The following is a 20396-nucleotide window of genomic DNA, read 5'->3' as shown; positions in this document are numbered from 1 at the left end:
ATACAAATATCTGAAATTTACGCAATAGCCTGCGCTCCTGCCTCGGCAATTTCTTTATCCTGTTCTGGAGTTCCGCCTGAAGAACCTATTGCACCAATAATCTTTCCGGATTTATCTTGTAAGACGACACCGCCTGCGATCGTCAGAAGCCCACCGTTAGAATTTAGCATTCCATAGCCATGGACGCCTGTTTCTGAAATGATTCCTCCTATGATATCACTGTTAACTCCAAACATAGCCGCCGTTCTTGCTTTTTTAAGGGCAAAATCAATCACTCCATAAACACTGTCCAGTCTGGCTAATGCGATAAGATGCCCACCGCTATCTACCACGGCAATGCTCACAGGAATATTCATCAATAATGCTTTTTCCTTTGCTGCATGTAAGACTTTTTCGGCAGTTTTATAATTCAGTTCCATATGATTAGCTTTTTGTGTTCCATGCATCTGCCTGAAGCTGTTTTACAAAATCTTCAGTCTCCTTTGGATGTACATTCCTGAAATTACTGTTGTCATCTAAAGCTACATTTACAATTACTTCAGCCATAGATTGAGGATCAAGCTGGTGCGCTAAAGATTCTGCAGCTCCATCAAAAGCAGATTCCGGAGTGAAATTGATTTTCGGATCATACCAATGGAAAATAGAATCTACTCCCCTGTCATTGAAACCTGTTCCAAATACACCCGGATTACAGGTTGCAATCTTGATATTGAATGGGGCAAGTTCAGTTCTTAAACCTTCTGCAATAGATTCCAGCGCATGTTTTGAAGCACAATAAGCGGCAACATAAGGAACAGTCCATAAACCTCCCATTGAAGAGGTGAAAACAATCTTCCCGCTTTTCTTTTCAACAAATTTTTTGATAAAACCCTGTGCAAGATTCAACGCACCAAAAACATTCACTTCAAACATAGAACGGATAATATCTACCGGTTGTTCTGCAATGGGACCTCCTTCCATAATTCCGGCGTTACTGATAAGAATATCTATATCATTGTATTTCTTTACAATATATTCTACATCTCTTGGGTTGGTTACATCCAGTTTATCCACGATCAAAGTTATTCCATGTTCCTTGGCTTCACGGATTAAATCACTCATCTGAGGATAGATCTGTGCAGTAGCAATTACCTGATGCCCTTTTTTAGCAAGTTCGAAAGCAGCAATCTTTCCAAATCCGCTTGCTGCGCCTGTAATTAAAATTGTTTTACTCATTGTATTCTTTTTTAATGATGCTCCAAAATTCAAAAAATTTTCAAAGGGCAATATTGGCTCAAGGTTCATTTTTATATTGCTGAAAAGCTCAAAAAAACAGTGGAATAAGATTTTGTTTAATAACCTCTTTTTACATCATAAAAAGATAGATTTATCGTTAAATTTGTAACCTTTAAAAACTAAAAACCAACCTATGCCATTTGATGGAATAGGCATTCAGCCTGACTATTTCATTGATCAGACCATCCCAGATTATCAATGGATTGATTATGTAAACAATGTTTTGAATGAAAAATAAAATAATGAGCTGTTTTCAAATGGAGACAGCTTTTTTTGATGTTTTTCCGTAAAACAATCAGTTTTTACTTAATAAAAAATACCATATTATTAAAATTGGTTAAGTTTTTGAAGCGTATTTTTGTAAACCAGTCACACCATTGAAATTAATCACATTTACCAAAAAAGGAATTTACTGCCCGCAAGGGAAATTTTATATTGATCCCTGGAGACCTGTGGATATGGCGGTTATTACCCATGGCCACGCCGATCATGCCCGTTGGGGAATGAAAAAATACCTTTGTCATCATTTTACAAAACCTATTTTGTACCAAAGAATAGGACCGGATATTGAATGCCAGGGCGTAGAATACGGAGAAGTTATTACTATTAACGGAGTAAGACTTTCGCTTCATCCTGCAGGACATATCATTGGTTCTGCACAGATAAGGCTTGAATATAAAGGATATGTAACCGTAGTTTCAGGAGATTATAAAGTTCAGAATGATGGATTGAGCACTCCTTTTGAGCTGGTAAAATGTAATGAATTTGTGACAGAAAGTACTTTTGGGCTTCCCATCTACAACTGGCTGGAAGTTGCGGATTTGAATAATAAACTTCAGAACTGGGTACTGAAGAATAAAGAAAATAGCAAAACCTCTGTTTTCATTGGATATTCTCTCGGGAAAGCCCAGCGTATTATGAAAGCCGTGGAAGAACTGGGAAAAATATACGTTCACTATTCCATCGGAAAACTCAATGAAGCCTTTGAAGCAGTGGGAATTGATCTTCCTGAATATACCATTGCAGATTTCAGGGAACGTTCGAAAGAAGTGGAACACGAAATTGTGATTGTTCCCCCTGCTTTACTAGACAGCAACGTAATTAAAAAGATTCCGGATCCGGCTACCGCAATATGCTCCGGCTGGATGCAGGTTCGCGGTGCCAGAAGATGGCGCAGTGCAGACGCAGGATTTGCGATGAGTGATCATGCAGACTGGAAAGGATTGTTACAGACTGTGAAAGCAACAGAAGCAGAGCTTGTACACGTAACGCACGGACAAACCGAAGTTTTTTCAAAATATCTGAACGAAATCGGAATCCAATCTGATGTGGTGGAAACATTATTTGGTGAAGACGAAGAAGAATCTGAAAAAGAAACCCTTGAAACCCCGGAATCATGAGACATTTTGCAGAACTTATCAACGCTTTGGAAACCACCAATAAGACCAACGCTAAAATTGATGCCATCATCGATTATCTGGAACGTGCTCCTGATGAAGACAAAGTATGGTTTATCGCCTTATTTACCGGGAAAAGGCCCAAAAGAAATGTCAATACCAATTACATGAAAGATTGGGCACTGGAAATTACCCGGCTTCCTTACTGGCTGTTTCAGGAATCTTACTCTTCTGTTGGAGATTTGGGAGAAACATTATCCTTAATACTGCCTCCTCCCAAGGAAAAAATAGAACGTACTTTATCAGAATGGATGAATGATATCGTAAGTTTAAAAGGCAGGACAGATGCAGAAAAAAAAGAATTTGTACTGCAGTCTTGGAATGGCCTGGATTATACCGAACGTCTGATTTTCAATAAATTAATTGGTGGGAGCTTCAGAATCGGAGTATCAGACAAAACGTTGATCAATGCCCTGACCAGGTTTTCCGGCCAGGAACCGAGTGCCCTGATGCACAGCTTAATGGGAAAATGGCTGCCGGATGAAGTTTCCTTCAGAGAACTTATTGATGCGGAAAATGTGAATCCTGACAATTCAAAACCCTATCCTTTCTGCCTTGCCTATCCTCTGGAAAAACCGGCTGAAGAATTGGGAAATCCCGACGAATGGCTGGTAGAATACAAATGGGACGGAATCCGCGGACAAATCATCAGGAGAAATGACGAAGTCTTCATCTGGTCAAGAGGTGAAGAACTTGTTACAGAACAATTTCCTGAAATCACAGAAGTCATAAAAGCCATGAAAGGTAATTTTGTACTGGATGGAGAAATACTTGCGGTAAAGGAGGGTAAGGTTTTAAATTTTAATGAATTACAGAAAAGATTAAACAGAAAAACTTTAACAAAAAAAATGCTCTCGGAAATTCCGATTGAAGTTTTTGTCTATGATTTATTGGAACTTGAAAATAACGACCTGAGAGAAAAACCTATTTCCGCAAGAAGAGCTCTTCTTGAAGAATTATTATGGAATGAAAGGCCCGAAAATATTAGTATTTCAAAAAGTCTGGATTTTGAGAAATGGGAAGAACTGGATGCTCTTCGTGAAAATTCAAGGGAAATAAACAGTGAAGGACTGATGCTGAAACAAAAAAATTCTCCCTATCATTCCGGGCGGAAAAAAGGCGACTGGTGGAAGTGGAAAATCAATCCGCTCACGATTGATGCTGTCCTGATTTATGCTCAGAAAGGAAGCGGCAGGCGGAGTGCTTACTACACCGATTATACTTTTGCTGTGAAAAACGGTGATACATTGGTAACTATTGCTAAAGCCTATTCGGGATTAACAGACAAGGAAATCATGGAGGTGAGCCGGTTTGTAACCAAAAATGCCATTGAAAAATTTGGTCCTGTAAGAACTGTAAAAGCAGAACTGGTCTTTGAAATTGCTTTTGAAGGCATAGGATTCAGCAACCGTCATAAAAGCGGTGTAGCCCTCCGTTTTCCCAGAATTGTTAGATGGCGGAAAGACAAAACGGTAGACGAGATTGATGATTTGGAAGAGATTAAAAAATTAATACAGTAATATTTTAACGCAATGAGGCAATGATTTTTTAATTATTTCTAATATTCTTTGTTCGCAAAGGCACTCCGTTCAGCTATAGTAAGATATTGTTTTGCTGAGTGAATCGCTTTTGCGATCGAAAATATAACATAATCATACAAACTCTTAGCGTCCTTAGCGTTGAAATTTGGTTAAAAAAATTACTACATTAATTATTTTAACGCAATAACGCAATGATTTTTAAATTATTAATAATATTCTTTGTTCGCAAAGGCATTCCGTTCAGCTATAGTAAGATATTGTTTTGCTGAGTGAAACGCCCTTGCGATCGAAAATTAAACAATATCAAATAAAAACTTTGTGCCCTTTTGCGTTAAAAATTTAAATAAAAATAGAATTGGCAGCTTTTGAACATAGCAACGGATTAAAGATCATCCAGCAATGGATGACCGACAAAGGTATTGCCCCTTTTAAATTTCAGCTGGAAACCTGGAAGAAATTTGGAAACGGATACAGCGGAATGGTGGTAGCTCCCACCGGTTTTGGGAAGACTTTTTCCGTGTTTTTAGCCTTGATTTCAGACTTTCTCAATCATCCTGAACAATATAAAAAAGGGTTGAAAATGATCTGGATAACACCTCTTCGTTCTCTTTCCAAAGATATTGCAAAAGCAATGCAGGAAGCTATTGATGAAATCGGACTTGACTGGACGGTAGGTGTAAGAAACGGAGACACCGATCCCAAAGTAAGACAGCAGCAGGTGAAGAAAATGCCGGAAATTCTTGTGGTAACCCCTGAAAGTCTTCATTTGCTTCTCGCTCAGAAAAATAATGAACGCTTTTTCACCGATATGAAATGTGTAGCTGTGGATGAATGGCATGAGCTATTAGGTTCAAAACGTGGTGTGATGGTAGAACTCGGTATTTCACAGCTTAGAAAATATACCCCAAAAATGAAGATCTGGGGAATTACGGCAACGATCGGAAATCTGGATGAAGCCATGGATGTGCTTATTCCCTATGATATTAAAAAAACAAAAATAAATGCCAAAGAGCATAAAAAGATAGATATTATCCCGGTTTTCCCCAATGAAATTGAAATATTGCCATGGGCAGGACACCTTGGCAATAAGCTCGCCGATAAAGTGGTTCCCATTATTCTGGATTCAAAATCTACCATTGTTTTTACAAATACCAGAAGCCAGAGTGAGATGTGGTATCAGTTATTGTTGGATGCACATCCGGATTTTGCAGGCCAGATTGCCATTCATCACAGTTCTATTGATGCTCATTTAAGAATCTGGATTGAGGAAAACCTAAGTTCAGGAAAGTTAAAAGCTGTTGTCTCCACATCATCCCTCGATCTGGGTATTGATTTTAAGCCCGTAGACACCGTTATTCAGGTTGGATCTGCCAAAGGAGTTGCCCGTTTCCTTCAAAGAGCAGGACGCAGCGGCCACTCCCCTTTTGAAACCTCAAAAATATATTGTGTTCCGACCCATTCTTTAGAACTGATCGAAGTTTCAGCGTTAAAAGAAGCCGTAAAACAGAAAGTTGTTGAGCCAAGGGAACCCCAGGTCCTGTGTTTCGATGTTTTGGTTCAGTTTCTTATGACATTGGCTGTTGGAGATGGCTTTTATCCTGATGAACTCTATGGAAGAATCAAAAAAGTGTATGCTTTTCAGGAAATGCTGGATGAGGAATGGAAAAGCATTCTCGAATTCCTGACCATTGGCGGCAGTGTATTAAAAAACTATGAAGAATTCCACAAGATCGTCATTATGGAAGACGGTCTGTATAAAGTCACTTCAAGGAAAATTGCAATGCTTCACCGGATGAATATGGGCGTGATTGTAAGTGATGCCATGCTGAAAGTGAAATTCATATCTGGAGGCTATATTGGAATGATTGAGGAATATTTTATTTCAAAACTTAAAAAAGAAGAAAAATTTATTCTGGCCGGAAGAACGCTCGAGGTCGCCATGATTAAAGATATGACAGTTTATGTAAGAGCCGCTAAAGGAAGAGCTTTAGTTCCAAGTTATCTTGGAGGAAGGCTGCCGCTAAGCTCCAATCTGGGTCATTTTTTAAGAGAAAAACTCTCTCATGCATTAAGTCCGAAAGCTTCTGAAAAAGAACTGAAGTTTCTGCATCCTTTACTGATCAATCAGGAAACCCGTTCCCATATTCCCAAAGAAGATGAATTTCTGGTGGAAATGATCAAGAACCGTGAAGGTTACCATTTGTTCATGTATCCTTTTGAAGGGCGTCTTGTACATGAAGTCATGGCCGCTCTGATTGCCTATCGAATCTCAAAGCTCGCGCCTATTTCTTTTTCCATGGCCATGAATGATTATGGATTTGAGCTGTTCAGCGATAAGGAAATCCCTTTAAATGAGGATAATCTACAGCAGATTTTAACCAGAGAAAACCTGATGAATGATGTCATTGCAAGCATCAATTCTGCGGAAATGGCCCGAAGGAAGTTCCGTGATATTGCCGTTATTTCAGGAATGGTCATTCAAAATTATGCCGGACAGCAACGCTCCAACAAATCGCTGCAAAGTTCTGCAGGATTAATTTTTAAAGTATTGGAAGACCACGATTCCAATCATTTTTTAATAAAGCAGGCGTATACAGAAGTTTTTAATATGCAGCTTCAGGAACAAAGGCTTGTAGAGGCTTTTAAAAGAATTGAAAAATCGGAAATTATTTTAAAACATTCCCGTTCCTTTACACCACTGAGTTTTCCGATTAAAGTAGACAGCTTAAGACAAACGCTGTCCAGCGAAGGTCTGGATGCGAGAATTAAAAGAATGTTGAAACTTTCTGATATAAGTGATATTTTATAAATGAACTCACTAAGTTTCCTTCAATTTTAATCCTATTCTTAGCCTAATATTCTATGTTAATTTTCTTGATAAGCTTAAATAATCATCGTAACTTAGAATATACCTTATTAGTAGTTTAATAAAATTTAAAATGGAAAAATTGTTCCTGGTCCGTCACGGGCAGTCACTCTGGAATCTTGAAAACAGATTTACAGGCTGGAAAGATATCGATATAACAGAAGCGGGTATTGAAGAAGCAAAAAAAGCAGGTATTGCCTTGAAAGGAGAAAGAATTGATATCGCTTTTACTTCTGCACTCATCAGAGCACAGCATACACTCTCTATCATTTTGGATGTCATTGGAAATCCTGATATTCCTGTCATTCAAGATAGAGCACTTAACGAACGCTGTTATGGAAACCTTGAAGGATTAAATAAAGCAGACACCGCTCTGAAATATGGAGCCGAACAGGTTCATATCTGGCGCAGATCTTATGATGTAGTTCCTCCCGGCGGAGAAAGTCTTAAAGATACTTATAACAGAGTGATCCCTTATTTTGAAAGAGAGATACAGCCGTTATTGAAACAAGGCAAAAATGTATTAATTGTAGCCCACGGAAATAGCCTTCGTGCCTTAATTATGTATCTGGAGCATCTTTCTCCCGAAGAGATTTTAGAAAGAGAGATTGCTACGGGTTTTCCTCTGACTTATATTTTTGATGAAAAATTTCACGTCAGCCGGAAAGTTAGCTGATCCGGTTTAAATAGCTTACCTTTAAACCTTCAATTTTTCAATCTATCAAGTGTTTATAGCAACTAAAAATATTTCCATCCAAAATGAGACTTTCATTCTGACCAATCAGCGGGCGGCATTCTGGCAAAAAGAAAAAGCGTTGATTCTTTCCGATCTTCACATTGGAAAGACCGCTCATTTCCGAAAAAACGGTATTGCACTGGCCAATCATATTATGAAAAGTGATCTGGAAAGATTATCCGCTTTGATTGAATATTTTCAGCCGGAAAAGTTTGTAGTGGTCGGAGATTTACTTCATGCCGGAGACAATTCTGATGTGGATGAATTCTGTATATGGAAAAATCAATATCCGGATATTGAGTTTTATCTTATTGAAGGAAACCATGACCGGATTTCAAAAACGCTGGAAAAAAAGTTATGTTTTAATCATAAAGCTGAATGGCTGGAAATAGATGATATTACGTTCATTCATGATTTTGATGTATCCAGATCCGGATTTCAGATTACCGGACATATCCATCCGGGAATTGTGCTGAATTCTGCGGTAAAGAATATCAGGCTTCCCTGTTTTGCTTTAAGCAGCAATCAGTTATTATTGCCTGCATTCAGTGAATTTACAGGACTGGATACGAAAAATCTGCCTAAGAAAAGTACATTTTTTGTGTTTACGGATGCGGATATTTATGAGATTTAATTTTTTTATTATCTAAAAATATCCATGTCAAGGTTTTAAACCTTGACATGGGTAAAACTATATATTTTTCTTGCTTAAACGGATACTGTAGATGGTTATTAAAACCGTAACCAACAGGAACAAAGCTCCTATCCATGGTGTGCTTGCCAGTCCTAAAGAGGATGTTACAATCATTCCACCTGCATAAGATCCGATGGCAATGCCAATATTAAAAGCAGCAATATTAATCCCCGAAGCAACGTCTTCAGTTCCGGGCAGTTCTTTTTCTGCAATCTGGACTACCAACAGCTGAAGTCCGGGAACCGAAGCAAATGATAATGCTCCCAGAAGGAAAAGTGTAACGATACTGAATACCGGGCTGTTTACGGTGAAATAAAATGCCAGCAGTACCAGTCCTTGTGCAGCAAACATCCATAAAAGGGCATTCAGAGGATTTTTATTGGCTACTTTTCCACCAATCAGGTTTCCCAGGGCAATGGCAATTCCATAAATCAAAAGAATAAAAGTGACTGTAGATTCCTGAAACCCTGTGATTTTCTGTAAAATGGGCGACAGATACGTAAATACCACAAACGTACCTCCATATCCCATTGCGGTCATTAAAAAAGCAAAAATCAGACGTCTGTTGCCCAGTACTTTAAACTGGCTTTTTAAAGAAGCTGTTTTTCCATTTTTAAGATTTTTAGGAACCAGTAACAAACTGGCAACCAATCCGATAATTCCAAGGATTGAAACCCCGATGAAAGTTGCTCTCCAGCCGAAATGCTGTCCTATGAATGTTCCCAGCGGAACTCCCGTTACTATGGCGAGAGTAAGTCCGGCAAACATGATGGAAATTGCGGTAGCTCTTTTCTCTTCAGGAACCAGTGAAGCTGCAATGGTAGAACCTATAGAAAAGTAAACCCCATGCGCCAATCCTGTAAGTACTCTTGCCAGCACTAATGTTATAAAGCTGGGAGCAATAGAAGCCAGCCCGTTTCCAATAACGAATAACAGCATGATTGATACCAGCAGCATCTTACGCTGTATTTTCCCTGTGAGAGCTGTTAAGATGGGAGCTCCGATAGCTACTCCTATCGCATAAAGACTTACCAAAAGCCCTGCTGAAGGAATGGTAATTCCAAGGTCTGATGCTACTGTAGGAAGAAGTCCTACAATGACAAATTCCGTAGTTCCTATTCCGAAGGCACTTATTGTTAATGCCCATAAAGCAGCAGGAAGACCTCTTTTGGCTGTCTGTGCTTCAGTATTGATCTGTATTTCTTTTTGAAAATTCATTGTCTTGTAATTTTGTAGATATTGACAAGGCAAATTTCCGATGAATATTTGTATTATAAAAATTATTTAAATTCTATCAAAGTATCAGAATAATGATAGTTTTATTTTCCCTGTAAAATTTGTTTCTTTGCAACAATAATCAGCAGTTTTAATGAAGAAATCAGAAGCAACCCGTCTTACTATTCTCCAGAAAGCGTTCGAATTGATCTATGTGAAAGGTTTTCAGACTACAAGCATTGATGAAATTATTGCAACGACTCAGGTGACGAAAGGTGCTTTCTATTATCATTTTAAAACCAAAGATGAAATGGGGCTGGCTATTATCACCGATCTGATGAAACCCAACTTCAGAAAAACTTTCATTAACACTCTTCACAACAATCCGGATCCTTTAAAAAGCATTTATGATATCATGCACCATCTTTTGATGGAAAATGATTTTTTAAAAGTGGAATACGGCTGCCCTACTTCTAATTTTGTGCAGCAAATGGCTCCATGGCATAACGCCTTTACCCAGGCTCTTCACGAGCTGTCAAAAGAATGGGAACTGGCGCTTGCTGAAAGTATTGAAAAAGGTAAAAATGCCGGATTAATCAAAAAAGAAGTAAGTGCAAAAGAAGTGAGTGTTTTTGTGATTTCAGGGTATTGGGGAGTAAGAAATCTGGGCAAACTTGAAAACTCAAAAGAAGTATATCTCACTTATTTAAAGGGTCTTAAGTCTTATTTTAAAAGCCTGCAGTAATTTTTTTATTAAAAAACATACTAATTAGTATGTTTTTGTTTTACCTTTGCTCTGTTCAAAAAATAACCCATGTATCAAACCCTGACTTTTTTACATTCCCAAACCCGTTGGCTGGTTTTAATAAGTTTAGTCTACGCAATTTTCCGGGCTTTTAAAGGGTATTTCTCAGACCGGAAATTTACAGCAGTCGACAATTCTGTGAGACACTGGACGGCTACAATTGCTCATATCCAACTGATTATAGGCATGATTTTTTATCTCAAAAGCCCTGTGATTCAATACTTCTGGAAACATTTTAATGAAGCTAAAGATTCATTTGAACATCTGTTTTTCGGGTTAATCCATATCGTACTGATGATTACAGCGATTGCCATTATCACAATTGGCTCAGCGCTGGCTAAAAGAAAGCTTTCGGATAAAGAAAAATTCAAAACGATGGGGATCTGGTTTTCTACAGCATTGGCTATTATTTTCATTGCTATCCCCTGGCCTTTTTCTCCTTTTGCAAACAGACCTTATTTCAGATAATTATGATCAATTTATTTAAAACAAAGATTGGCCGGCTGAGAGCTCTGGCGATCCTGGAAGGAATTTCACTCCTGACTTTGGTATTTATTGCTGTTCCGGTGAAATACTGGATGGGAAATTCCATGTTTGTAAGGCTTCTCGGCCCTGTTCATGGAACATTATTCCTGCTTTTCCTGTTCAACACATTGAGTGTAGGTGTAGAACAAAACTGGAAATTTAAAGAAATAACCTGGAAGGTAATTCTTGCCTGTTTTATTCCATTCGGGACATTTTATATTGACAAAAAAATATTGAGCAAGCTATGAAAAGTATTCTCCTCATTTTGGGTGCAGTTTTTATTCTGTACATTGTGTATAGGGTTTACAGGTTGCAGACCTTGGACAACGGATTGCCCGAACTCATCAGAAAAGGAGCTGTTATTCTTGATGTAAGAACTGAAAAGGAATACCAGACAGGACATATAGAAGGTTCCATTAATATTTCTTTAGGGACAATCAGAGAAAGGTATGTAGAACTGGATCCTGAAAAAACGTATATAACAGTATGTTCACACGGACTTCGCAGTGTAAAAGTTGAAACTATTCTGAAAGAAAAAGGATTTAAACGTGTATACAACGGAGGCGCGTGGAGTGATCTTCAGACAACATTAAGTAAGAAACAATAATCTTTCGATCATTATTTTAAGGAGAGATTAACTTTGAACCGAATTTTATAAATAAATTAAGCTTAGGTACCACATTTTATTTCTTTTTGGTCGGGTATTTGAAAGACTTAAGCAAATTATTCATCATTCTGCTGAATAAATTTCTTTTAATTTACATTAATCACTTAAAATATTTAATATGTCAACAGAAAACCTTACCCACCTTGAAGCGATCAAAAAGATCAAAGAACTCTCGGAAAGTGCGAGAATATGCATGTTCTGTACAGAACTGGAAACCGTTCCTGTGAATTCAAGACCAATGACTCTTCAGGAAACAGACGACAGCGGAAATTTGTGGTTTATCAGCAGTGGAACCAGCAATAAGAATTTTGAAATCAAAGAAGACCGTAGAGTACAGTTGTTTTTTATGAACAACAGCGATTCCCAATATCTTTCGGTGTATGGAGAAGCTTCTGTCTATAAGGACAAAGCAACCATAGAAGATAAATGGTCTCCAATGGCTAAGGCCTGGTTTGATGGTAAAGATGATCCCAATGTTACGATTATCCGTGTAGAACCTAAAGAAACCTATTACTGGGATACTAAAGCAGGAAAACTGGTAAGCCTGTTTAGTTTTGTTGCGGCCGCAATCACAGGAAACAAAACCGATAATTCGGATGGTATAGAAGGAAATGCAACGATTTAAAAAGCTCTGAATAAGCAATACATTTTCCCACAGATTTTACAGCGGTAAAACAAAAAACGGCTCAAGAAATTGAGCCGTTTATACTACAAAATTAATACTGTTAATTTTTCACCTCATCCATAGAAGCTCCAAAATTAATATGAAGCACATTGCCGTTTGGTGTCACTAGAGCAGGCACAGATTTTACTCCAGCCTTTTCCGCGTCCTCAATTTTGCTTCTGTCATTACCCAAATGGACAATTTCTACATTTTCCAAACCTATAAGGTTAACGATATCATGCTCAGCACTGATACATACAGGGCATCCTGCGTGGTAAAAAATGGATTTTTTCATAAGATTATACTGGATTGATAAGGGTTTTAATAATACTTTTTAATTCTTCGGTTTCTTTTTCGTGAAGCGGTTTCAGAGGGCTTCTCAGGTTTCCGCCATCTTCACCCAGAATATTCAGCCCTGATTTCACTGCTCTCGGCAATCCTTTGTTTACAATAAATTTCAAAAGGTCAAACTGCTGATAGAAAATCATTTTTGCTTTTTCAAGATCACCTTCTTCCACCGCATTATAAAGGCTGATATTCAGTTCAGGAATAAGATTAGGAGCTGCCGTACACCAACCCCTTGCTCCCGCCGAAAATGCCGCCAGAGCCAAAGGATTGGAACCGTTGTAGAAGGCAACGTCTTCTCCCAGTTCTCTTCTCAGGTAATGCATTCTCTGAACATCTCCTGTACTTTCTTTAATCATCGTTACGTTGGGAATTTCAAGCAGCCTTTTCAGCAAAGCCGGAGACATATCTACTCCACTTGTTGCCGGATTATTGTATGCCATAATCGGAATCGATATTTTGCGTGCTACCGCATCATAATGCGTTACAATTTCGTCGTCGGTAAGTTTCCAGTAGCTCATAGGAATGATCATCACCGCATCGGCTCCTGCTTTTTCTGCGAACTGGGCATGATGAATGGTTTTCTCCGTGGTAAGGTTGGATACACCTACAAGCGTTGGAATTCTGCCTTTTACCTGCTGTAAAGTAGCTTCCGTAACTTCTTCTTTTTCTTCGTCAGATAAATAAGGCATTACCCCGGTGCTTCCCAATGGAGCAATTCCGTGGCTTCCGGAAGTGATCAGTCTTTCTACCAGGTGTTTAAAAAGAGGAATATCTACCTTTTCATTTTGGTCAAAAGGTGTTATGGGATAAGCAATTATCCCTTTGAATGGAACATTTTTCATGTTTGTTGATTTAAAATTTGAAAATAATTTTAAACCATTAAGAAAGTATTAAGCTTAATTTTGTTTTGAAAGGAAAAATCATATCCGGTATCAATAATTAACATACAAAATTCTTAATGGCTTAAAGCTCTGGTATTAAAGATCTCTGCCTTCTTCCTCTCTTAAGGCAACTCCTAAGTTCTGCAGCTGAGGCGCATTTTCGCAGGCAATATATTTGGCAGGTTCCGTATCACTGAGATTCTGGTGTTTATGCCATGCCCATGAAGGAATATATACCGCATCTCCGGCTTCCCAATATACTTTTTCATCTTCTACTTCTGTCCATCCTTTCCCTTCAATGACAAATAAAACGGTTTCATAGGTGTGGCGGTGTCTGTTGGTTTGTTGTCCCGGGGTAAGCCCGCCAATCGTCATGCTTACATTTTTACTCGGAAGATCTACAAAAAAAACCGGGTGTTTTCTTTCTGTTGAAAACTGATTGTGTTCTCCTGCATTTTCTACATTTTTATGAATCAAATGACTCGGTTTTACATACTTTGGTCTTGCAAAGGTTTCGTGGAAGTCTTTAGAACTGAATTGTTTCTTGTCCATGATTTTAAATTATTAGGGTTTTGTGCTTTATTGCATGACAAAATTATTCTATCTTTGGACTGTTTAAATGATTCAGTTTTTATATAAATAGATAGTCCAGATGTTGCGCCCTTGGAAATTAGAATTAGAAATTGATAAAAAGCTTGAAAAAGCAGTTTATCTACAGATTGCGGATACGATCATCTCTGATATACGTTCAGGAAGGTTAAAAACGGGAGATGCACTTCCGGGAAGCAGGAATCTTGCCCAGACCTTGAAAATTAACAGGAATACTGTTGTAGAAGCCTATCAGGTACTGATCAATGAAGAGTGGGTAATTTCCAGAGAAAGGAAAGGGATTTTCGTATCGGAAAGACTTCCGGCTTTGCATGAAAAGAATGCAGAGGCATTACATAACCCACATCATCAGCAGGTAATGTCTAATGGAATTGTAATCAATTTCGATGATGGACATCCCGACAGTAAAATTGCTCCTGTGACAGAGCTGGCCAGAGCCTACAGACAAATTTTCGGCATCAAAGCCAAGTGGCAGATGATGGGATATGGAAGTGAACATGGTGACACAGAATTTAGAAAAATGATCTCACAGATGCTCAACCATCAGCGTGGAATGCATATTCATGAAAATGAAATTTCCATTACAAGGGGCAGCCAGATGGGAATGTTTCTGACCGCTCAGACACTTTTAAATCCCGGAGACATTGTTATTGTGGAAGATCCGGGGTATCAACCTGCATGGCAGGCATTTGAGTATGCAGGAGCAAAGCTTTTGTCGGTCCCTGTAGATCAGGAAGGAATCCATATGGAGACTGTTGAAAAGCTTTTAAAGCAACATCAGAATATTAAAGCCCTGTATATTACTCCTCACAGACAATATCCTACTACAGTTACTTTGAGTCTTGCAAGACGATTACAATTAATTGAGCTGTCCAACCAATACAATATAACCATTATTGAAGATGATTATGATAATGAGTTTCACTTCGGATACCGCCCTATTCTCCCGATTTCAAGCTTTCCCGAACTGCACAACTATGTGTACATCGGAACTTTAAGCAAGGTGGTAGCTCCGGCTTTAAGGATCGGTTATCTGGCCACTAAAAATCAGGAACTATTAAAAAGAATTGGTGATCTGAGAAAAATTATTGATGTACATGGAGATGTTATCATGGAACAGGCAGTTCTCCAGCTGATTAAAGAAGGAGCCATAAAAAAGCACATCAGAAAGGCTACTGTTCATTATAAAAACAAAAGAGATTTTGTCTTTGAACTATTGACAAAATACATGAAAGATATTGCCGATTTTACTTTGCCTGAAGGAGGCCTTGCCTTTTGGATTGTTCCCAAAACAAGACTGGATTGGGATGCTGTAACAAAGCTTTTACTGGAAAAAAACATTAAGATTATTCATCCTAAACAATACAGTAAAAGCCAGGTAAACGGATTCAGGTTAAGTTACGGAGCACTTTCTGAAGAGCAGCTGGAGCAAAGTATCCCAGTTATCGCAGAGATTATCTCGGGTTTTTAACTTCCACAGATTTACACGATGTTTATATAATCAAAAAATAAAATATTTTTTAAACTTATGTGAACTTCTCAGCAGGTTATCTTTAAACTTAAAAATCAACTTAAGTGTTTTAAACTTTTGTGATTTTGTTGTTTAGACTGGAAATTTATTCTACTTCAAAAACCGCCTGAATCTCCACAGAAGAGCCCACAGGAATGGAAGAAGTTCCCAAGGTAGCTCTGGCATGTTTTCCTTTTTCCCCGAAGATTTCAACAGCCAGATCAGAAGCCACATTCATCAGATCAGCATGTTTTGTATAATCATCTTTTGTATTGAAAATTCCTGTAAGCTGCACGCATTGTTTTACTCTGCTCAAATCTCCTCCCACAGCTTCATTTAACACTGAAATCACATTCAGCATGGTTACTTTTACAGCGTCTTTTACCTGCTGCTCATTCACTTCAACACCCAGTTTTCCCGGATTGAAAATTTTACCGTCTTTTAAAGCAACCTGATTGATAAATACAAGATTTCCGGAACGGACGAACGGCTGATAATTTCCCGCCGGCTTTGGAACCTGTGGAAGAATAATGTTTTTCTGTTTTAATATTTCACTGAAATTCTGATGACTTTCCGTAACAGCCAGCGTTTTTTTAGAATGCGTATCTTTTAATGCCAATGCTATTTTTGCAAAATTTCTTCCCTGAATTTCAGCCATATTCCGCTCTCCTTTCGTAGGTCTTTCCACATCTTTTAAAGAAGCCATGCTGGTAATTCCCAAAACAGTATTTCCTTGCGGAATGGCTTTGTTCAGTTCTTCTGTTCCACGTATTCCATTAGACACAAGAACCATTCCGTGGACGGCTAGGCTGTTCCAGAACGCCTGAAGAGCAAGCTCCTTTCCTGCTCCGCTTCCGGCAGACATAAAAACAGTTGCCGGAACTCCTTCCAACGCATGATTGGTCCAGAGCTGAACAGTTCCGGATAAAAATTCACTCATTCCTGTGCTGATATTTCCGAAATAAACCGGGGAACCAAAAGCGATTCCGTCATAATGGGTCAACTCATCTGGTGTTGCAACCGGAAGATTTTTCAGGTTTGGATTTTGTGAGGCTTTGACAAGTTTTATATGGGAAACTGCGTTATTTTCACTTTCAATTCCTTTGGCGAGTTCCTTAGCCAGTTCGTAGGTTCCGCCATTGTCCGAATGAATTAGAACTAATATGTTAGCTTTATTTTGTGCCATGATGCGGGTGGTATTTGATAATAAAATTAAGATAAAAAAAAGACATAGTTTTTTCATTCTGAATAAGATATAGGTTTTTTTATGTGTTAAATCCTGTAAAAATGACAGTGACAGTACAAAATTACTATTGTCGTTTTTATTAAATTTGCCAAAATATACATTCAAAACGACAAAATGAAATGCGGACTGATTGAAAAAACGGAAAGCCACTTTGTAGATTCTATCAAAAAGGAAGCCTATGTATGGTGTGAAAAAAACTGGAAACATGATGATTATGAGCACAAGCATAGCCGGGCTCAGCTCACTTTTGTGGAAGAAGGCTACCAGTATTTTCATATCGACCAGAAAATTTATCTCGTCCCCCAGCATCATGTCATCTGGATTCCTTCGGAAAAAGCCCATAAGATCACTTCTGAGGCTCAAACAGTAAATCTGATGGTATTCCTGTTCAGATCGGTTTTTGAAGATGAATTTTACCGGCATGTTCAGGTATTTGCTGTTCCTGCTGTTTTAAAGGAAATGCTTTTGTATGCATCAAAATGGAACCAGTTATTGGATGAAAATGAAGAACAGGACCTGTTTTTTAAAGCTATTCTGAAAAGCCTTCCCAATTTCTGCAAAGAAAGCAGTAGTCTGCAGATTCCCGTTCCTACGGATACAAGACTGATTCCTGTATGCAATGAAATTAATGCCAATTTTAAATATAATCCGGACATGGATGCTCTTGCAGAAAAAGCACAAATGTCTGTGAGGAGCCTCCAGAGAATTTTTAAAAATGAAACGGGAATTACAATACAGAAATACCTTCAGCTGACAAGGATTTTAAAAAGTATTGAACTGATAGATACCAGACAATACACGTTGAGTGAAGTAGCCTATAAAGTGGGCTATCAGAGTTTATCAGCTTTTACATCATCATATTTTGCCATTATGCAGACAAAGCCGAAAGTGAATAAAAATCAAGGCGTTTCATCATGAGGCATATCCACGGGTTTTGATTCCGGAGAACCTTTTTCGCGAAGCCATATAGAGAGAAGAACCAGGGAAGCAACCGCCAGGAATTCACTCTGCCAGTTTTGAAAAGACTCAAACCAGAACCGCGATTCTGAAATGTATTGAACGGCCGTTACAGCAGGTTTATCTTTCATCATTTGTTCATCATTAAAATCCCTGAGACTGCCATAGAAATGCAAAATGAAACTCGCCAGAAAAAGGATTGCAAAGGCTAGTGATAAAGAATGTTTATAGAGTTTCAGCCATATTCCGCCTTTTTTTACAGGCCATGGCGCTTTGGGGTGTGGTACAGGTTCTTTGTCAACATCTTCCTCTTCTGTCATAGATTTTGATTCACTGGAGCCTTTTTGCCTCAGAGAAATCGTTAATAAAACATACAGCATCATCTGGAGAAATTCGCTTTCCCAGTTTTCAAAAGTAGCCTGTATAAAATGACCGCTATGGATGTATTCACCGATCTTTAAAACTGGCTGGCCGTTTTCAATGAGTTCTTTATTTTCTGTTTTCCAGCCCATAAAAAACTGTCCTGCAAGAAAAATAATCATTAGAGTAATCAGAACAATACTTAAGCTGTTGCGATACAGGAAACTGGTGCGTGACATATTTCTGAGTTTAAAGGTTAGAGTTCAATATTTAAAGTTTAAGGTTTAAAGTTTGGAGTTTATGAATCACGTTTTTGATAAGGGAATACCTTTTGGAGGTTCTTTGTGGTGGGTCCGGTAAGGATTTTTCCGTTGACATTAAACCGTGAACCGTGACATGGGCAATCCCAGCTCAGCTCCGCACTGTTCCACCGGACTTCACATCCTGCGTGTGGACAGGTACTTCTGAGCAGATGCAAAGTGCCGTCGTTTTCTTTGTACAGTGCATAAGATTCTGACTCATATTTAATAACTTTCGCTTTACCTTCACCGACTTCAGAAAAAGAATCAATTTTCTCGGTTAAAATTTTATCTTTTACAAAATCAAAAGCTACCGTTGCCGTTTCTTTCACAAAATCCGAAAATCCTGCAACAGGTTTGATTCTGGAAGGATTGAACAGCTCGCCATATTTACTTTTTCCTGTAAGGATAAGATCATGAAGGATCTGTGACGAAAGTGTTCCGAAGATCATTCCGTTTCCTCTGAAGCCTGTAGCCACAAAAATTCTTTCTTTACTTCCGGGAAGTTTTCCTATATAGGGAAACCCGTCCACTGGCTCGTAATATTGGCTGGACCAGCTGTAATAGACTGTTTCTACCTCAAAATATTTTCTGACATAATTTTCAAGTCTTGAAAAACATTCTCCGGTATCATCAGCATGTCCTGTTTTGTGATCTTCACCTCCTGCAATCAATAGATTTTCGCCTTCAATATTCTGAATACGGTAATAGTGATAGGGTTCACAAAGGTCATAACCAAGCTCCCACGGGTATTTGTCATTTTTCATGGTAAAAGCCATGGCATAGCTTCTGTAGGGAGCATTTGTAAAATGAAGAAGATTAACTCCAGGCGGAATATGGGTAGCATAGACTACATTTGCGGCCTTTACTTCCCCTTTTGAAGTTTTTAAAACAACAAAATCATTTTGTTCATCATGTTCTTCACAATGGCAGTTTTCTACAATAGAGCCGCCCAGTTTTATAAAAGCTTCGCAGAGCGCTTTACTATATTTTATAGGATGAAAATGCCCCTGCCCGGGAATAAGCACCGCTTCTCTGAATGGGATGGGAAAAGGAATTTCATTCACATAACTCATTTCATGACCTACCTTGGCTGCTCCTTCTACAATATCTTTCAACTGTTCTTCCTGTTTTTCATCCAGGGCAAAAAGGTAAGCTGACTTTCTTGTGAAATCACAGTTGATCTGATATTTCTGAATATTACCTTCAATAATACTGATGGCATCAGTTCCGGATTGTGCATACAGTTTGGCATTATCCGGTCCAAAATCACGGATAGCCTGATTAAAGGTTGTATCAAAAAAATCGTTCAAATGAGCCGTTGTGCCACCTGTAGTTCCAAATCCTATATTGGCTGCTTCGAGGATAACACATTTCTTTCCGGATTCCTGAAGTTTAAGTGCTGTTGAAACTCCTGTAATTCCACCTCCTACAATGGCAACGTCAAATAAGGAGCTGAGATCCGTTTCTGTAGAAAATTTTCTGATCTCTTCCTGCCAAATACTTTTTCTTGCACCGTCTCTGTACATTACCAGAATATTTTATTGTTAAACTTATCTGATACTCAGGGTATCACTTTCGGGCAGACCGGATTTATCGGTATTGGACGAACTGCTTTTCTGGTCTCTTTTCCGGTTTTCGTCTTCATCAATATTACATCGGCAGGAAGTAAAAGCAAACAGGCTGATAACGCCTAAAATAAGTGCTGTAGTTTTCATATTTTTAACTATTTTCATGTTAT

General features: G+C 38.4%; 22 protein-coding genes. 12 read left to right on the top strand and 10 right to left on the bottom strand.

What is annotated here, in order from left to right; all coding sequences use genetic code 11:
- Positions 1-17: 17 nt before the first annotated feature.
- On the bottom strand, positions 18-419 hold the full coding sequence (locus DEU40_RS05435; RefSeq protein WP_110008913.1) for a GlcG/HbpS family heme-binding protein: 402 nt from the start codon (positions 417-419) through the stop codon (positions 18-20).
- 4 nt (positions 420-423) lie between these two features.
- Complete coding sequence (locus tag DEU40_RS05430; RefSeq protein WP_110008912.1) at positions 424-1215, bottom strand: SDR family oxidoreductase; 792 nt, start codon at positions 1213-1215, stop codon at positions 424-426.
- A gap of 437 nt (positions 1216-1652) precedes the next feature.
- On the opposite strand from DEU40_RS05430, the gene DEU40_RS05425 reads away from it, so the two are divergent.
- The 5 genes from DEU40_RS05425 to pdeM all read left to right on the top strand — a co-directional run bounded on the left by DEU40_RS05425 (position 1653) and on the right by pdeM (position 8509).
- Positions 1653-2675, top strand: a complete 1023-nt coding sequence (locus DEU40_RS05425; protein WP_110008883.1) for a ligase-associated DNA damage response exonuclease — start codon at positions 1653-1655, stop codon at positions 2673-2675.
- Positions 2672-4252, top strand: coding sequence for an ATP-dependent DNA ligase (locus DEU40_RS05420; protein WP_110008882.1), 1581 nt, complete (start codon positions 2672-2674; stop codon positions 4250-4252). Before DEU40_RS05425 ends, DEU40_RS05420 begins: the two co-directional genes overlap by 4 nt.
- Before the next feature lie 376 nt (positions 4253-4628).
- Complete coding sequence (locus DEU40_RS05415; protein WP_110008881.1) at positions 4629-7082, top strand: ligase-associated DNA damage response DEXH box helicase; 2454 nt, start codon at positions 4629-4631, stop codon at positions 7080-7082.
- A 130-nt stretch (positions 7083-7212) separates the two neighbouring features.
- Positions 7213-7815, top strand: coding sequence for a 2,3-bisphosphoglycerate-dependent phosphoglycerate mutase (locus DEU40_RS05410; protein ID WP_110008880.1), 603 nt, complete (start codon positions 7213-7215; stop codon positions 7813-7815).
- 49 nt (positions 7816-7864) lie between these two features.
- Positions 7865-8509 carry a ligase-associated DNA damage response endonuclease PdeM gene (gene pdeM / locus DEU40_RS05405; RefSeq protein WP_110008879.1) on the top strand — a complete coding sequence of 215 codons (645 nt, stop codon included), beginning with the start codon at positions 7865-7867 and terminating at the stop codon, positions 8507-8509.
- A gap of 57 nt (positions 8510-8566) precedes the next feature.
- Here pdeM and DEU40_RS05400 read toward each other — a convergent pair whose 3' ends face one another.
- Positions 8567-9787, bottom strand: coding sequence for an MFS transporter (locus DEU40_RS05400; protein ID WP_110008878.1), 1221 nt, complete (start codon positions 9785-9787; stop codon positions 8567-8569).
- A gap of 151 nt (positions 9788-9938) precedes the next feature.
- Here DEU40_RS05400 and DEU40_RS05395 point away from each other — a divergent pair, with 151 nt between their 5' ends.
- From DEU40_RS05395 to DEU40_RS05375, 5 genes are all read left to right on the top strand, one after another.
- Positions 9939-10529 carry a TetR/AcrR family transcriptional regulator gene (locus DEU40_RS05395; protein WP_110008877.1) on the top strand — a complete coding sequence of 197 codons (591 nt, stop codon included), beginning with the start codon at positions 9939-9941 and terminating at the stop codon, positions 10527-10529.
- A 69-nt stretch (positions 10530-10598) separates the two neighbouring features.
- On the top strand, positions 10599-11057 hold the full coding sequence (locus DEU40_RS05390; protein WP_110008876.1) for a hypothetical protein: 459 nt from the start codon (positions 10599-10601) through the stop codon (positions 11055-11057).
- Between the two features lie 2 nt (positions 11058-11059).
- Positions 11060-11362, top strand: a complete 303-nt coding sequence (locus DEU40_RS05385) for a DUF3817 domain-containing protein (protein WP_110008875.1) — start codon at positions 11060-11062, stop codon at positions 11360-11362.
- Positions 11359-11721, top strand: coding sequence for a rhodanese-like domain-containing protein (locus tag DEU40_RS05380; protein ID WP_110008874.1), 363 nt, complete (start codon positions 11359-11361; stop codon positions 11719-11721). Before DEU40_RS05385 ends, DEU40_RS05380 begins: the two co-directional genes overlap by 4 nt.
- Before the next feature lie 178 nt (positions 11722-11899).
- Complete coding sequence (locus tag DEU40_RS05375) at positions 11900-12406, top strand: pyridoxamine 5'-phosphate oxidase family protein (RefSeq protein ID WP_110008873.1); 507 nt, start codon at positions 11900-11902, stop codon at positions 12404-12406.
- A 100-nt stretch (positions 12407-12506) separates the two neighbouring features.
- Here the strand turns inward: DEU40_RS05375 and DEU40_RS05370 are convergent, their stop codons facing one another.
- The 3 genes from DEU40_RS05370 to DEU40_RS05360 form a co-directional block, all read right to left on the bottom strand.
- Positions 12507-12740: a thioredoxin family protein gene (locus DEU40_RS05370; protein WP_110008872.1), complete on the bottom strand. Its 234-nt coding sequence runs from the start codon at positions 12738-12740 to the stop codon at positions 12507-12509.
- A gap of 4 nt (positions 12741-12744) precedes the next feature.
- Entirely contained in the window at positions 12745-13635 is an 891-nt protein-coding gene (locus DEU40_RS05365) for a dihydrodipicolinate synthase family protein (protein ID WP_110008871.1), read from the bottom strand.
- A 135-nt stretch (positions 13636-13770) separates the two neighbouring features.
- A complete protein-coding gene (locus tag DEU40_RS05360) occupies positions 13771-14226 on the bottom strand; it encodes a cupin domain-containing protein (protein ID WP_089691934.1) in 456 nt (151 codons plus the stop codon).
- A gap of 100 nt (positions 14227-14326) precedes the next feature.
- Here DEU40_RS05360 and DEU40_RS05355 point away from each other — a divergent pair, with 100 nt between their 5' ends.
- Entirely contained in the window at positions 14327-15754 is a 1428-nt protein-coding gene (locus DEU40_RS05355; RefSeq protein WP_110008870.1) for a PLP-dependent aminotransferase family protein, read from the top strand.
- Between the two features lie 145 nt (positions 15755-15899).
- Here DEU40_RS05355 and DEU40_RS05350 read toward each other — a convergent pair whose 3' ends face one another.
- Positions 15900-17036 carry an Atu1372/SO_1960 family protein gene (locus tag DEU40_RS05350; protein WP_110008911.1) on the bottom strand — a complete coding sequence of 379 codons (1137 nt, stop codon included), beginning with the start codon at positions 17034-17036 and terminating at the stop codon, positions 15900-15902.
- A gap of 117 nt (positions 17037-17153) precedes the next feature.
- On the opposite strand from DEU40_RS05350, the gene DEU40_RS05345 reads away from it, so the two are divergent.
- On the top strand, positions 17154-17957 hold the full coding sequence (locus tag DEU40_RS05345) for an AraC family transcriptional regulator (protein WP_171006217.1): 804 nt from the start codon (positions 17154-17156) through the stop codon (positions 17955-17957).
- Here DEU40_RS05345 and DEU40_RS05340 read toward each other — a convergent pair.
- Genes DEU40_RS05340 through DEU40_RS22325 form a run of 3 tightly spaced genes read right to left on the bottom strand, consistent with a single transcriptional unit; the run spans position 17939 to position 20373 of the window.
- Positions 17939-18595, bottom strand: a complete 657-nt coding sequence (locus DEU40_RS05340; RefSeq protein ID WP_110008868.1) for a DUF6766 family protein — start codon at positions 18593-18595, stop codon at positions 17939-17941. The genes DEU40_RS05345 and DEU40_RS05340 overlap by 19 nt on opposite strands.
- Positions 18596-18654: 59 nt before the next feature.
- Positions 18655-20184: an FAD-dependent oxidoreductase gene (locus DEU40_RS05335; protein WP_110008867.1), complete on the bottom strand. Its 1530-nt coding sequence runs from the start codon at positions 20182-20184 to the stop codon at positions 18655-18657.
- A 24-nt stretch (positions 20185-20208) separates the two neighbouring features.
- Positions 20209-20373 (bottom strand): hypothetical protein, encoded by a 165-nt coding sequence (locus DEU40_RS22325; protein WP_171006216.1) that lies wholly within the window; start codon positions 20371-20373, stop codon positions 20209-20211.
- Between the last annotated feature and the right edge of the window lie 23 nt (positions 20374-20396).

It is taken from the genome of Chryseobacterium sp. AG844 (genome assembly GCF_003182335.1).
In the GTDB taxonomy this organism is placed as follows: domain Bacteria; phylum Bacteroidota; class Bacteroidia; order Flavobacteriales; family Weeksellaceae; genus Chryseobacterium; species Chryseobacterium cupriresistens.
This window is presented reverse-complemented; position numbering and strand designations above follow the sequence as displayed.